This window comes from Streptomyces sp. T39, assembly GCF_008042045.1.
Lineage (GTDB): Bacteria > Actinomycetota > Actinomycetes > Streptomycetales > Streptomycetaceae > Streptomyces.
In genome coordinates this window covers 3,549,998-3,564,686 of sequence record NZ_RDBP01000012.1, presented here as the reverse complement: position 1 = coordinate 3,564,686, position 14,689 = coordinate 3,549,998, and the positions used below count along the sequence as shown (strand labels likewise).

Below are 14,689 nucleotides of genomic sequence, written 5' to 3'. Positions count from 1 at the left end.
GGTGGGGGCTCCGCCGCGGTGGCGGGCGGCGAAGGCCGTGAGGGCGGTCGCCGTCGCGAGGGCGGCGAGGGGCGCGCCGGTCGATCCGCCGTGCACCTCGTGCCGGGACACGGCGGTGACGGCGTACGTGTGCGCGGCGAGCGCCCCTGCCGCGGGGGCGGCGGCGCGGATGGCGGCGACGGTGCGTCCGGCGGGCGCGGCCGCACCCGGACCGGTGGCGGTGCGGGGCGTGCCGCCCGGTGGGGCCCCGGTCCTCACGACGGGGGCCCGCCCGGTCCCGTCCGCGGGGGCGTTCCGCACGCGCCGGGCGGTGGGCACCGCGGTCCGCGGGCCTCCTCCCGCGCGGGAGGAGGCCGCGCGGCGGGTGACGTCCGGCGGCGGAGCGGAGGGGCCGGCGGGGATGGACAACGTTGCCGTGGCGCCGAGGATCAGGTCCAGGCCGCGGGCGGCTGCCATGGCCGCGGGGCCGGCGGGGGTGTGTTTGAGGCGGAGGTCGTACGCCCAGACCGTGGCGGACAGCGCCGTGGCGACGGCGAGGGCGGGGCGGCCCGCGCGGGAGGCGAGGGCGAGGCCCACGGCGGTGAGCGTCCCGGCCGCGGCGAGGGCGTGCCGCGGGGCGATCCGGCCCGAGGGGATGGGGCGGTGGGGGCGCTCGGCGGCGTCCTCCTCCCGGTCCGCCCAGTCGTTGAGCGCCATGCCCGCCTCGTACAGGCACAGGGAGGCGCCGGCGGCCCAGGCGGTGCCCCGGCCGGGACGCACGCCCACGGCGGCGGCGCCGGCGAGTGCGTCGCCGGGGACGCTGAACAGGGCGGAGACGCGCAGCAGTTCGGCCCAGGCGCGCAGGGTGTCGCGCCGGGCCGGGCGGGGCCCGGCGGTGTCGTCGCCGGGGCGCCCGTCGGAGGCGGGCGGCACGGGACCGGCGGTGGCCGCCGGAGGCTGCGCCCGGCGGCGGCCGGCCGTGGCGGCGGGGGCCAGGCGCAGGAGCAGGGTCCTGATCACCGGGCCTCCCGGAGGCGGTCGGCGAAGGACAGCAGTGCGGCGAACTGCTCGGACAGGCCGGCGGGTCCGCCGTCCGGGTCCTTGAAGTAGAACCCGAGTTCGGGCAGCGGTCCGGCGATGCCCGCCTCGTGGGCGCGGGCGAGGAGCCGGGCGAGGTCGAGCACCAGGGGGGCGGCGAGGGCCGAGTCGCAGCCCTGCCAGATGGTCTGGAGGATCATCCGGGAACCGAGGAAGCCGTCGAAGGCGATGTGGTCCCAGGCGGTCTTCCAGTCGCCGAGGGCGGGGACGTCGTCGATGTGGACCTCGCCCTCGGGGCTGTGTCCGAGGGTGTCGGCGAGGACGCGTTCCTTGCCGGCGTTCTTGGCGGCGGCGGCCGCCGGGTCGGCGAGCGCGGCGCCGTCCCCGCCGCCGAGCAGGTTGGTGCCGGACCAGGCCCGGACGTCGAGTGCCCGCTGGACGAACATCGGGGCGAGCACGGAGCGCAGCAGGGTCTGGCCGGTCTTGCCGTCGCGGCCCGCGTGGGGAAGGCCGCTTGCCGCGACGGCGGCCGCGAGGGCCGGGCTGCGCAGCCCGGTCGAGGGGGTGAAGTTGACGTAGGGGCAGCCGGCGCGGAGCGCGGCGGCGGCGTAGAGGGAGCTGGGCGGCAGGCGGTCGGCGCCGGGCTCGGGGAGCGGTTCGGTGGAGGCGACGTTGACGACGACGACGCGTGCCAGCGCGTGGCGGGTGCGGAAGGAGACGATGTCGTCGGTGAAGCGGGCGGTCAGTTCCTCGTCGGTGCGGGTGTCGCCGGCCGACGGGCCGCCGAAACGTATCTCCTGGTCCGCCGCGCCCAGTTCGGCGCGTACGGCCGAGGCGAGGCCACCGGGCAGTACGCCCTCGCCGGTGAGGTGCTCGGCGCGCTTGGGCAGCGGGCAGGAGGCGGTGTCGTGACCGCCGAAGACGAGTGAGGCGAGCGGGGGCAGTCCCGTGCCGCCGAAGGGCGGTGTCTCGGTGACCATGCCGGTGGGCGGGTGCAGCCCCGCGGTGACGGCCGCGCATCCGGCGACGGCTGTGGTCGCCACCGATCCGCGGGCTCCGACGAACCAGACTCCGGTGCGTGCCCGGTGGTCGTGGGTGACGGCGTCCTGGGTGAGGGTGTCCGTCGCGTTCCCGTCGTTCACGGGCTGCCTCCCTGCCATGTGGGTGTTCCGGTGGGGTGGAGGACGGCGGGCGGGGGGTACGGCGCCTCCCCGCCCGCCGCCGGCTCATGGGGCGGCCCCAGGGACCTCCCGTCGGGATCCGGGCGGGCTCGCGTGCCCGGATCCCGACGGGGGTCCGTGGTCCTACGAGGGCAGCTCCTTCAGCTGGATGTCCCGGAAGGACACCTGGTCCGCCGCTCCGTGGTTCTGGAGGCCGATGTAGCCGTTCTTCAGGCTGCGGGCCGGGTCGGTGTTGGTGAAGTCGTTGATCTTCACGCCGTTGAGGAAGACCTGGAGCCGCTCGCCCTGGACCTTGATCTCGTAGCTGTTCCACTGGCCGGGCGGCCGCAGGACCTGGTCGCGGGCCTTGATGTTCGCCGACTTGAAGCCGTAGACGGCTCCGGTGGTGCGGTCGGCGGCGTCGGTGGCGTCGATCTGGATCTCGTAGCCGTTGTTCACGGCGGACCAGGGGTCGTCGGAGGCCGGGAAGCCGACGAAGATTCCGGAGTTGTCGTCGCCCTGCATCCTCCAGTCGAGCTTCAGGGAGTAGGACCCGAGCTCCTTCGCCTGGTACCAGAGCATGCCCATGCCGCCCACGGAGCGCAGTTCGCCGTCCACGACGTCGAACGACCCGGGCCCGGCCTGCTTCCAGCCGTCCAGCGTCTCGCCGTTGAAGATGCTCCGGTGGCCGGTGCGGGGCTTGCAGTCGGCCTTGACCTGTCCGGTGGCGTAGCGCAGGCCGCCGAGGAGGTGCCGGCGGAACGCCGGCTCGGCGTAGGACTCCTTGGTGTGGCCGCCCCCGGTGTAGAAGGAGCGTCCGCCCTCGTACGTCTGGCACCAGGCGATCGGGTGGTCGCCCTTCATGGAGCCGCCCTGGTAGGTCGTCTCGTCCAGGGTGGCCAGAACCCGGGCCTGCTCACGCGGGTTGGTGCGGTAGTTGTACCACTCGTCGGTGCGCTGCCAGGGGCCGTCGACGTGGGCGGTCGCGGGGTGGTCGTGGTCCTCGACGCGTACGGTCGCGGACTGGATCTGCGGGTGGGAGTCGAAGTAGGCGCCGACGAGGCCGCCGTAGAACTCCCAGTCGTACTCGGTGTCGGCCGCGGCGTGGACGCCCATGTAGCCGCCACCGCCGGCCACGTAGTTCTCGAAGGCCTTCTGCTGGGCGGCGTCGAGCACGTCGCCGGTGGTCGACAGGAAGACGACGGCGTCGTAGCGGGCGAGGTTGCTGGTGGTGAACTGCTTGGCGGCCTCGGTGGCGTCGACCGTGATGCCGCTCGACGCGCCGAGCTCCTTGAGGGCGGCGACTGCGGTGGCGATGGAGTCGTGGCGGAAGCCGGCCGTCTTCGAGAAGACGAGCACCCGCTTCGCCGCGCGGTCGACGGGGGTGTCCGAGAGCTCGAAGTCGTCGATGTCGTACAGCGCTCCGGCTCCTCCCTTGAAGACGAGGAACAGGTCGGTGGTCTTCTTCGGCACGGACCGCAGCGGCACCTCGATGTCCTGGAAGGTCTCCCAGCCGCCGGTCACGGGCACCGGCGCGGAGCCGAGGAGCGTGCCGTTCGCGGAGCCGGTGCGCACTTCGAGGAAGCCTCCCGCGCCGCCGGAGGAGATCCGGGCGCTGAGCTTCTTGCTGCCGCCCAGGTGGTAGGGCGTGAAGGAGATCCAGTCCCCGTTGTCGATGTCACCGACGGTCCGGCCGCCGTTGGCGGGGGCCTTGTCGTAGACCTTGACGCCCGACGCGTCGTCGAAGTGCTCGGCCTGGCGGTGGCGGGGCTGGAGCTTGGCCTGGTCGTGGGTGGTCAGTGCGGCCTGGCCGCCGCCTCCGCCGTCGGTGTACTCGGCGTCGAAGACGCCGAAGATGTCGGCGTTGGGGTCGTGGCCGCCGTCCGAGGACGTCTTGATGGTGCCGGTGCAGCCGTTGGCGGAGGTGACGGGGTGGCCGTGGCTGTCGTGGCCGAGGACGTACGTCACCTTGACCTTGGCGCAGTCGACGGTGCCGTCCTCCTTGTCGGTGACGGTGACCTTGAACGGGATCTCGTCGCCGAAGGAGAACAGGGCGCCTTCCGCCGGCAGGTCGAGCGTCACCTTGGGCGCGGTGTTGCCGACGACGACCCGGACGCTGGCGGATCCGGTGCGGCCCGTCGGGTCCTCGGCGGTGACGGTCGCGGTGTAGGTGCCGTTCTTCCGGTAGGTGTGGACCGGGTTCGCCGCGGTGGAGGTGGAGCCGTCGCCGAAGTCCCAGGCGTAGGTGAGCTCGTCGCCGTCCGCGTCGGCGGTGCCGGCGGAGGAGAAGGCGACCTTCAGGGGCGCGGTGCCCGAGGTCCGGTTCGCCGCGGCCTCGGCGACCGGGGAGCGTCCGCCGGTTGCGTTCTCGATCCGGTAGAGGCCGGCGTTCTCGTCGCCGCCGAACCAGGCGGTGCCGTAGTCGAGGACGTACAGGGCGCCGTCCGGTCCGAAGGCCATGTCCATGATCTGGGTGCCGGTCCAGGGGACCGGGTTGACGGACTGGACGGTGCCGTCCTCGCCCTGCTCGATGCGCTTGATCCAGCGCCGGCCGAACTCGCCGGCGAAGAAGTCGCCGTCGTACTCGGCGGGGAAGGCGACCGGGGAGTCGTTCTCCGGGTCGTGGCGGTAGACGGGTCCGCCCATCGGGGACTCCGAGCCGCTGCCGAACTCGGGAACCGATCCGCCGTCGTACGGGATCCATGCCGCCTGCGCGGGCGGCAGCTCCGTCAGACCGGTGTTGTGCGGCGAGTCGTTCCTCAGGTTCGCGCAGTCGAAGGCGGCACCGGAGGTCTTGGTGGCGAAGTCGTAGTCCACGTAGGGGTCGTTGTCACCCGTGCAGAACGGCCAGCCGAAGTTGCCGGGGCCGGTGACCCGGGCGAACTCGACCTGTCCGGCGGGTCCGCGCTTCGGGTCGGCGGCGCCCGCGTCGGGACCGTAGTCGCCGACGTAGAGGATGCCGGTCTTCTTGTCGACGCTGAAGCGGAACGGGTTCCGGAAGCCCATGGCGTAGATCTCGGGGCGGGTCTTCTCGGTGCCGGGGGCGAAGAGGTTCCCCTCGGGGACGGTGTACGAGCCGTCCTCGGCCACCTTGATGCGCAGGATCTTGCCGCGCAGGTCGTTGGTGTTGCCCGAGGTGCGGCGGGCATCGTACGCGGGGTTGCGGCCCGGCCGGTCGTCGATCGGCGTGAAGCCGTCGGAGGCGAACGGGTTGGAGTCGTCCCCGGTCGACAGGTAGAGGTTGCCGTCCGCGTCGAAGTCGATGTCGCCGCCGACGTGGCAGCAGATGCCACGGGTCGCGGGGATGTCGATGACCTTCTTCTCGCTGGCGTTGTCCAGGGTGCCGTCCTCACGGAGGAGGAAGCGCGACAGCCGGTTGACGCCGTCGAACTTCGCGAACTCCTCCGGTGTGCCCTCGTTGGGCGCGTCGCCCGCGGGGGTGTCCAGCGGAGGCGCGTAGTAGAGGTAGATCGCCCGGTTCTCGCTGAAGCCGGGGTCCAGGGCGATGCCCTGGAGACCTTCCTCGTCGTGCGAGTAGACGGGAACGGTGCCGACGACACGGGTGTTGCCGGCGGCGTCCGTCATCCGGAGCTCGCCGCTGCGGGAGGTGTGCAGGACGCTGCGGTCCGGCAGGACGGCGAGCGACATCGGCTCGCCGGTCTCCTCCCCGCCCTTGGCGAGGGTCACCTGCTGGAACTCGGCGGCCGCGGGGGCCGCTTCGGGGTCGGCGGCGGATGCCGCGGTCGGCGCCGTGAGGGCGAGCGATGTCGCCGCGAGGAGACTTCCGGTGAGGAGAGCGAGAGCCTTGCGGACTCCTGGCCTTGTTCTGTGCACGAATGTCCTCCGGTTGGGCCGGTCGAACGGGGGTGCCGTGGAGCGCCGGGGAGGCGTGCCGATCCCCGTGTGCCGCGCTCGCCGCGGGGTGCGCCGCGGCTCGCGGTCCTGCTGCTCCGTGGGGCGCCCGTTCCGGGCTCGGTGCCGTGGAACCGGAGTGCGCCGTCACTCCAGGACCACCTGTTTCGTGTACGCGAGATGGGACGGTAGCCGGGTTCTTCCAGCTCGGAAAGGCCTTGTGCAGCAGGGAAGTTGAACTTTTACCCGCAGCAGGACAAAGCCGCGTCCGGGCAGGCCGGACCGGCCCGGCGGCGTCGTCCGCCACCGGGCCCGGGCCTGCGTGTTCTACTGTTCGCCGCCCGAGAAGGCGGCGTCGAAGGAGGCGCTGGGCGGGTCGAAGTCGAACCGCTTCAGATGGGCAAGCGCTTGCGGAGCGCCCGCCAGCCGGTCCATGCCGGCGTCCTCCCACTCCACCGACACGGGCCCCTCGTAGCCGATGGAGTTCAGCATCCGGAACACGTCCTCCCAGGGCACGTCGCCGTGCCCGGCGGAGACGAAGTCCCAGCCGCGCCGCGGGTCGCCCCAGGGCAGATGGGAGCCGAGCCGACCGTTGCGCCCGTCGAGGCGCTTGCGCGCCTCCTTGCAGTCGACGTGGTAGATCCGGTCCCGGAAGTCGTAGAGGAAGCCCACCGGGTCGAGGTCCTGCCAGACGAAGTGGCTGGGGTCGAAATTGAGTCCGAAGGCGGGCCGGTTCCCGACGGCCTCCAGGGCGCGTTTCGTCGTCCAGTAGTCGTAGGCGATCTCACTGGGGTGCACCTCGTGCGCGAAGCGCACCCCCTCGGCGTCGAAGACGTCGAGGATCGGGTTCCACCGCTCGGCGAAGTCCTCGTAGCCTCGCTCGATCATCCGCTCGGGCACGGGCGGGAACATGGCCACCAGGTGCCAGATGGAGGAGCCGGTGAAGCCGATGACGGTGTCGACACCGAAGGCCGCCGCCGCCCGCGCGGTGTCCTGCAGCTCGGCCGCCGCCCGCCGGCGCACCCCCTCCGGCTCCCCGTCGCCCCAGATCCGGGCGGGCAGGATGCCCTGGTGCCGCTCGTCGATGGGGTTGTCGCACACCGCCTGGCCGACCAGATGGTTGGAGACGGCCCAGCACTTCAGGCCGTACTTCTCCAGCAGCGCGTGCCTGCCGTCCAGGTAGGACGGGTCGGACAGCGCCTTGTCCACCTCGAAGTGGTCGCCCCAGCAGGCGAGTTCGAGCCCGTCGTAGCCGAAGTCGCGGGCCAGCGCGCAGACCTCCTCCAGCGGCAGATCGGCCCACTGGCCGGTGAACAGCGTGAACGGACGTGGCATCGGACCTCCTCCTCAGACCTGTGCCCGGGCCGGCACCGGTTCGAGCACCGGTACGGGCGTGTAGACGGCGTTCTTCCCCGCGCTCTCCTCCACCGCGGCCAGCACCCGCTGGACCTGGAGTCCGTCCGCGAACGACGGCACGGGCTGGACCCCGGCGGCGATGGCCACCACCAGGTCGCGCGCCTGGTGGGCGAAGGTGTGCTCGTAGCCGAGGGCGTGACCCGGCGGCCACCATGCCTCCAGGTACGGGTGGTCGGCTTCGGTGACCAGGATCCGGCGGAATCCGGCGGTGACCGCCGGCTCGGCGTGGTCGTGGAACAGCAGCTCGTTCAGGCGCTCCAGGTCGAAGGCGACCGAGCCCCGCTCGCCGTTGATCTCCAGCCGCAGCGCGTTCTTGCGGCCGGGCGCCATCCGGCTGGCCTCGAAGGTGGCGAGCGCGCCGGAGGCGAGCCGGCCGGTGAAGACGGCGGCGTCGTCGACGGTGACGGACCCGCGGCCGGTGCCGCCGGAGGCGCTCAGCCCCGCCGACGCCCCCGCGAGCAGCGGCCGCTCCCGGACGAACGTCTCCAGCTGCGCCGAGACCCCGACCAGCGGCTCCCCCGCCAGAAACTGCGCGAGGTCCACGATGTGGGCGCCGAGGTCGCCCAGCGCGCCGGAGCCCGCGTGCTCCCGCTCCAGCCGCCAGGTCAGCGGGAAGTCGGGGTCGACGAGCCAGTCCTGGAGGTAGGTCACCCGCACATGGCGCAGCGCGCCGATGCGGCCCTCGGCGATCAGCCGGCGGGCGTACGCGATGGCCGGGACACGACGGTAGTTGAAGCCGACCATGGCCAGCTGTCCGCGGTCCCTGGCACGCTCGGCCGCTGCCGCCATGGCCTCGGCCTCGGCGACCGAGTTGGCGAGCGGCTTCTCGCACAGCACGTGCTTGCCCGCCTCGAGTGCCGCGATCGCGATCTCCGCGTGGCTGTCGCCCGGTGTGCAGATGTCGACGAGCTGCACATCGTCGCGGGCCACCAGGGCGCGCCAGTCGGTCTCCGCGGCCGCCCAGCCGTGCCGGTCCGCGGCCGCGCGCACGGCCACGGCGTCCCGGCCGGCCACGGCGGCGAGGACCGGCCGCAGCGGCAGGTCGAACACACGGGCCGCGGTGCGCCATCCCTGTGAATGCGCGGCGCCCATGAACGCGTAGCCGATCATGCCCACGCCCAGCGTCGGGGGCGCTGCGTCGCTGTCCGTCTGTTCCATACGGGTTCCTCCTCGTCGGTGTGCACGGTGGGGGCCGGGCCCGATCCGGGGCGGGCCCCGCGGCCGGCGGCCGCGGGGTCCTGCCCGGACGGCGGGCCCTCGCGCCCGTCAGTTGAAGCCGGTGGGCAGGTACTCGTCGACGTTGTCCTTGGTGACGACGGCGGAGTACAGGGTCAGGGAGGCCGGGATCTCCAGCTCCGCCATGCCGCTGACGCCCTTGCCCTGGCCGAGCGCGCGGGCCAGGTCGATGGCGGACGCGGCCATGGTCGGCGGGTAGAGGACGGTGGCCTTGAGGACGCTGTCGTCCGCCTTGATCGCGTCCATCGCCGACTTGGCGCCCGCGCCGCCGACCATCAGGAAGTCGTCGCGGCCGGCCTGGGCGATGGCGCGGAGCGCGCCGACGCCCTGGTCGTCGTCGTGGTTCCACAGCGCGTCGAACTGGGACTGCGCCTGGAGCAGCTGGGCCATCTTGGCCTGGCCGGACTCGACGGTGAAGTCCGCGGCCTGGCGGGCGACCTTGCGGATGTTGGGGAAGTTCTTCAGCGCGTCGTCGAAGCCCTGGGTGCGCTGCTTGGTCAGCTCCAGGTTGTCCAGCCCGGCGAGCTCGATGACCTTGGCGTTCGGCTTGTCCTTGAGCTGCTCGCCGATGTAGTTGCCGGCGTTGAGGCCCATGCCGTAGTTGTCGCCGCCGATCCAGCAGCGGTACGCCTGCGGGCTGGCGAAGATGCGGTCGAGGTTGACGACGGGGATGCCCGCCTTCATGGCCTGGAGTCCGACCTGGGTGAGCGCCTTGCCGTCGGCGGGCAGGATCACCAGGACGTCGACCTTCTTGTTGATGAGGGTCTGCACCTGGCCGATCTGGGCCGCGGTGTCGTTGGAGCCCTCGGTGATCTCCAGGGTGACGTCGGAGTACTTCCCGGCCCGCGACTTGGCGTTCTGGTTGATGGCGTTCAGCCAGCCGTGGTCGGCCTGGGGCCCGGCGAAGCCGATGGTGACGGCCTTGCCCGGCTTGTCGTCGGCGACGGGGACGTTCTCGGGCGCCGGGTCGTCGCTCTTCTTCGGCTCGTTGCTGGTGCAGGCCGTCAGCAGGGCTCCGGCGGAGACGGCTGCGGTTCCGAAGAGCAGGCCTCTGCGGCTGGGTGCGGGGATCTGTGGCATGGCGTGATCAACCCCTGTCGGGAGTGGGCGGAGTGAGGGACTGGGCGGACTGGGGGGGACCGGGGTCCGGGCCGGTCAGTCGGCGCCGCGCAGGGTGCGGTGCTGGACCAGGACGGCGGCGACGATGATCGCGCCCTTGGCGATCTGCTGGACGGCGCTCTCCAGGTTGTTCAGGGCGAAGATGTTGGTGATGGTCGTGAAGACCAGGACACCGAGGACGGAGCCGACGATGGTGCCGCGTCCGCCGCTGAGCAGCGTCCCGCCGATGATGGCGGCGGCGATGGCGTCGAGTTCGTAGAGGTTGCCGTTGGTGTTCTGGCCGGAGCCGGCCAGCACGATCAGCATGAACGCGGCGATGCCGCAGCACAGGCCGGACAGCAGGTAGAGGTAGAGGCGCTGGCGCCGTACGTCGATGCCGGCGAGGCGCGCCGCCTCCGCGTTGCCGCCGACGGCCACCGTGCGGCGGCCGAAGGTGGTGCGGTTCAGGAGCAGCCAGCCCACCAGGGTGACCGCCGCGAAGACCAGGACCAGGGGCGGGATGCCGAGGATGTAGGCGTCCCGGATGCCGAGGTCGAGGACCGAGTCCACGGTGACCATCTGGGTCTTGCCGTCGGTGATCTGCAGCGCGAGGCCGCGGGCCGACGCCAGCATCGCGAGCGTGGCGATGAACGGCACCATCCCGCCGTAGGCGATCAGCAGGCCGTTCACCAGGCCGCAGCCGAGGCCCACGACCACGGCCGTGAAGAGGATGCCGGCGAAGCCGAACTCCTGGGTCGCCAGCGTGGTGGCCCAGACCGAGGCCAGGGCGACGATCGCGCCGACCGACAGGTCGATGCCGCCGCTGGTGATGACGAACGTCATGCCGACGGTCACGACGCCGATCACGGACGCCTGGGTCAGGACGAGCTGGAGGTTGCTCGTCGCGAGGAACTCGTCGGGCTTGGTGAAGCCGCCGACGGCGATGAGCACGGCGAGGACGCCGAGCAGGGAGAGGTTGCGCACGTCCAGGCGGAAGCCCAGCGGCCGGTGGGCCGCGCTCCGGTCCGGTGCGGACTTCGCGGGTGCGGCCGGCGCGTCCTGCTGCGCCGGGGTGGCTGGCTGCGTCATGCCGTCGGGCTTCCTTCCATCACAAGGTCGAGTACGCGGTGTTCGTCGAGTTCACGGGCGTCCGCGGTGTGCACGACGCTGCCTTCGCGCAGCACCAGCACGCGGTCGGCGAGCCCCAGGACCTCGGGCACCTCGCTGGAGACGAGGAGGACCGCGAGGCCGTCGTCGGCCAGCCGCCGGATCACGGCGTACAGCTCGGCGCGGGCGCCGACGTCGACGCCGCGGGTCGGCTCGTCGAGGAGCAGCACCTTGCAGCCGCGCAGCAGCCAGCGGGCGAGCACGGCCTTCTGCTGGTTGCCGCCGGAGAGGGTGCGGATCCTGGCGTCGGGGTTGTCGGGCCGCAGGGACAGTTCGCGGGTGGCCTGCCGGGCGGCCTCGCGCTCCTTGCCGTGGTCGAGCCAGCCGCCGCGGGAGAAGCGGGAGAGGGTGGAGACGGTGACGTTGCGGGTGACCGACTCCAGCATCAGCAGGCCCTGCGCCTTGCGCTCCTCGGGCGCGAGGCCGATCCCGGCGCGGACGGCGGCGCGCACGCTGCCGGGCCGCAGCGGGACGCCGTCGACGACGACCCGTCCGGCGGTGGGGCGGCGGGCCCCGTAGACCGTCTCCAGGATCTCGCTGCGCCCGGAGCCGACGAGACCGGCGAGACCGACGATCTCGCCGGGCCGCAGTTCCAGGTCGACGGGTGCGAACTCCCCCTTCCTGGCGAGTCCTTCGACCCGCAGCACCGGTTCGGCCGCGGCCCTGGCGGCCGGGTCGGGGCGCTCGGGGAAGACGTACTCGACGTTGCGGCCGGTCATCAGGGCGACCACGTCGGAGGTCGGCGTGGACTTCGCGGGCAGATTGCCGGCGACCGCCCTGCCGTCCTTGAGGACGGTGACCCGGTCGCCGATGCGGCGGATCTCCTCCAGGCGGTGGGAGATGTAGACGACGGCGACGCCGTCGGCGGTCAGGTCGCCGACGATCCGGAAGAGGTTGTCGACCTCGTCCGGGTCGAGCGCGGCGGACGGCTCGTCCATCACGATCAGGCGCACCTCGTGGGAGAGCGCGCGGGCCATCGAGACGATCTGCTGCTGGGCGGCGGAGAGGTCGCCCACATGGCGCGCGGGGTCGATCTCGGGGTGGCCGAGACGCTTCAGCAGCTGGGCGGCGGCGGTGCGGGCGGTTCCCTGGCGGACCACGAAGCCCGCGGAGGTGGGCTCGTGGCCGAGGAAGACGTTCTCGGCGACGGACAGCCCTTCGACCAGGTCGAGTTCCTGGTAGATGGTGGCGATGCCCAGCCGCATCGCGGCGATCGGGGAGCCCAGCGACACGGGCTCGCCGTGCCAGGTGATCTCTCCGCCGTCCGGCTGGTGGGCACCGGCCAGGACTTTGATCAGGGTGGACTTGCCGGCGCCGTTCTGGCCGAGGAGGCAGTGGACTTCTCCGGCCTGGACCTCCAGGTCCACGCCGTCGAGGGCGCGGACGCCCGGGAACGACTTGGTGATGCCGGACATGGTGAGCAGGGGTGGTTCTGGTGCCATGACGAATCCCCTCGGCGGGTGCGGCCGGTGAGCGGGCAGGGCGGACGGTCCGCGGACGCCGGACCGGGTGCGGGTGCGGGGCGGAAACGGAACAGGAAGGGGAACGGGGAACGGGGAAGCGGGGAACGGAGGCCACGGGTACGGGGGTGTGCCGGGACACGCTCACCGCGGTGCGGCGGGAGCGTTGCGGGACGGCGCGGCGAACCGGGGCTCGCCGCGCGTCGACCAGTGCGGTGGTGCCGTGCGTCCCTCGTGCGGGAGGGACGTGCGCGTACGGGTGGAGCGGGTGGCGCCTGGCGCCCCGGAGGGTGCCGGCCGGCCCGGGATCAGGCCGGCGAGAACAGGTGGTCGCTGATGAGCCGGGCCGCGCCGATCACTCCGGCGGTGGGGCCGAGCTCGCCCAGGACGATGGGCAGGTTGCCGGTCGCCAGCGGCAGCGAGCGGCGGTAGACCTGTGTGCGCACGCTCGCGAGCAGCGTGTGGCCGAGGCCGGTCACCCCGCCTCCGATGACGACCAGCCCGGGGTTGAAGAAGCTCACCAGGCCGGCGATGACCTGGCCGACCCGGTCGCCGCCGTCGCGGATCAGGTCGAGCGAGGCGGCGTCGCCCGCGGCGGCCGCCGCGGAGACGTCCGCCGCGGTCAGGGCGCCGGCCGCCTCCAGCCGGGCGGCCAGCTCGGGCGAGCGGCCGCTGCGCGCGGCGTCCTCGGCGTCCCGGGCGAGCGCGGCGCCGCTGAAGTGGGCCTCCAGGCAGCCCCGGTTGCCGCAGGCGCACGCCCGCCCGTCCGGGTCGACCTGGATGTGCCCGATGTCTCCGGCGCTGCCCGTCGTACCGCGGTGGACCTCCCCGCCGACGACGATGCCGCAGCCGATGCCGGTGCCGATCTTGACGCAGAGGAAGTCGCCCACCGACCGTGCGACGCCCGCGTGCTGCTCCCCCATGGCCATGAGGTTCACGTCGTTGTCGACCATGACCGGGCAGCCCAGGTCCTGGCTGAGCGCCTCCCGCACGGGGAAGCCGTCCCAGCCGGGCATGATCGGCGGTGCCACCGGTACGCCTTCGGGGAAGCGGACGGGGCCCGGCACGCCGATGCCGGCGCCGTCGAACCCCTCCGCGAGACCGGAGGCCCGGAGCTTGCCCGCCATCGACAGGACCTGCTCGAAGACCGCGACCGGGCCCTCCCGGACGTCCATCGGGTGGTTGAGGTGTCCCAGCACCTCCAGTTCGGCGTTGGTCACCGCCACGTCGATGGAGGTGGCGCCGATGTCGACGCCCAGGAAGCGCAGGGCCGGGGCGAGCCGGATGTTGTGGGAGCGGCGTCCGCCGCGCGAGGCGGCGAGACCGTCGGCGACCACCAGGCCCGTCTCCAGGAGCCGGTCCACCTCCACGGCCAGCTTGGAGCGCGAGAGGTCGACCTGATCGCCCAGCTGTGCGCGGGAGTTGGGTCCGCCGTCGCGCAGCAGCCTGAGCAGCCGCGCCTGATGCGCGTTCGCGGGTCGAGCCGTCATGCGTCTCACGTACCCCTCCCCTCCCCTGGGGCCGGTCCGCCGGCCCGGCCTGGTTCCTCACCACGGCGCGGTCCGGACGGAAGCCCTCTCACCTCAGCCCTCGGCACGGGGAACCTCGGCCTCGTCCGTCTGCTTTCGAGGGGGAACGTAGCAGCGCTTTGCCCAACGGGGAAGAACTTGCGCACAGTTCCTGCCCAACTTTCTCCACACTCGGGACAAAGCCCGGGAGTGGGGGGCCGCGGAAGGCAGGGAGCGGGGCCGCCGGACCCGCGACCCGAACGGGGCGCTCGGGTCACAACAGCGGTTCGAGCCGCTCCAGGAAGACCCGCTGACCCGCCACGAGCAGCGGCCGTGCCGCGTCGAGGGCGAACCACCCGGCCCGGTCGATCTCCGGGAACTCCCGGAGCACGCCGGACCCCCGCGGCCACTCCATGGTGAACGTGCCGGGCACCACGAGCGCGGTGTCGAGGTCGCCCTCCATCGCCCAGACGACGACCAGCTTCCCGCCGGTCTGCCGCATCTCGCCGAGCGGCAGCCACTCGCCGGTGGGCGGCTGGAGCCCGAGTTCCTCCTCGAACTCCCGCCGTGCGGCGGCCATCGGCTCCTCGTCGGGCCCGTACTCGCCCTTCGGGATCGACCAGGCCGCCTCGTCGCGCCCCTCCCAGAACGGCCCGCCCATGTGCCCGATCAGCACCTCGGTGCCGGTGTCACGCCGCCGGAAGAGGAGCAGTCCGGCGCTTCGCTTCGTCGTCATGCCGCCCAGTCTGCCGCCCCGGCCCGCCCCCGCCGACGG

At 72.9% G+C, this 14,689-nt stretch carries 10 protein-coding genes; all 10 read right to left on the bottom strand.

The features are described 5' to 3' along the window. Positions 1 to 843 (bottom strand): SCO3242 family prenyltransferase (locus EAO77_RS17165; RefSeq protein WP_187283274.1); only part of this gene is annotated, 843 nt, incomplete at its 3' end. Between the two features lie 152 nt (positions 844 to 995). Then, entirely contained in the window at positions 996 to 2,177 is a 1,182-nt protein-coding gene (locus EAO77_RS17160) for an inositol-3-phosphate synthase (protein WP_147988823.1), read from the bottom strand. Positions 2,178 to 2,321: 144 nt separating this feature from the next. After that, on the bottom strand, positions 2,322 to 6,011 hold the full coding sequence (locus tag EAO77_RS17155; protein WP_147988822.1) for a ThuA domain-containing protein: 3,690 nt from the start codon (positions 6,009 to 6,011) through the stop codon (positions 2,322 to 2,324). A 345-nt stretch (positions 6,012 to 6,356) separates the two neighbouring features. Further along, complete coding sequence (locus EAO77_RS17150) at positions 6,357 to 7,364, bottom strand: sugar phosphate isomerase/epimerase family protein (protein WP_147988821.1); 1,008 nt, start codon at positions 7,362 to 7,364, stop codon at positions 6,357 to 6,359. 12 nt (positions 7,365 to 7,376) lie between these two features. After that, positions 7,377 to 8,603 carry a Gfo/Idh/MocA family protein gene (locus EAO77_RS17145; RefSeq protein WP_147988820.1) on the bottom strand — a complete coding sequence of 409 codons (1,227 nt, stop codon included), beginning with the start codon at positions 8,601 to 8,603 and terminating at the stop codon, positions 7,377 to 7,379. 108 nt (positions 8,604 to 8,711) lie between these two features. After that, positions 8,712 to 9,761, bottom strand: coding sequence for a substrate-binding domain-containing protein (locus EAO77_RS17140; protein ID WP_147988819.1), 1,050 nt, complete (start codon positions 9,759 to 9,761; stop codon positions 8,712 to 8,714). A 75-nt stretch (positions 9,762 to 9,836) separates the two neighbouring features. Next, entirely contained in the window at positions 9,837 to 10,868 is a 1,032-nt protein-coding gene (locus tag EAO77_RS17135; protein WP_147988818.1) for an ABC transporter permease, read from the bottom strand. Beyond that, complete coding sequence (locus EAO77_RS17130) at positions 10,865 to 12,388, bottom strand: sugar ABC transporter ATP-binding protein (protein WP_147988817.1); 1,524 nt, start codon at positions 12,386 to 12,388, stop codon at positions 10,865 to 10,867. The genes EAO77_RS17135 and EAO77_RS17130 overlap by 4 nt, the downstream gene beginning before the upstream one ends. A gap of 326 nt (positions 12,389 to 12,714) precedes the next feature. After that, positions 12,715 to 13,896: an ROK family transcriptional regulator gene (locus EAO77_RS17125; protein ID WP_147988816.1), complete on the bottom strand. Its 1,182-nt coding sequence runs from the start codon at positions 13,894 to 13,896 to the stop codon at positions 12,715 to 12,717. Between the two features lie 292 nt (positions 13,897 to 14,188). Beyond that, complete coding sequence (locus EAO77_RS17120; RefSeq protein ID WP_147988815.1) at positions 14,189 to 14,650, bottom strand: NUDIX domain-containing protein; 462 nt, start codon at positions 14,648 to 14,650, stop codon at positions 14,189 to 14,191. Positions 14,651 to 14,689: the final 39 nt, after the last annotated feature.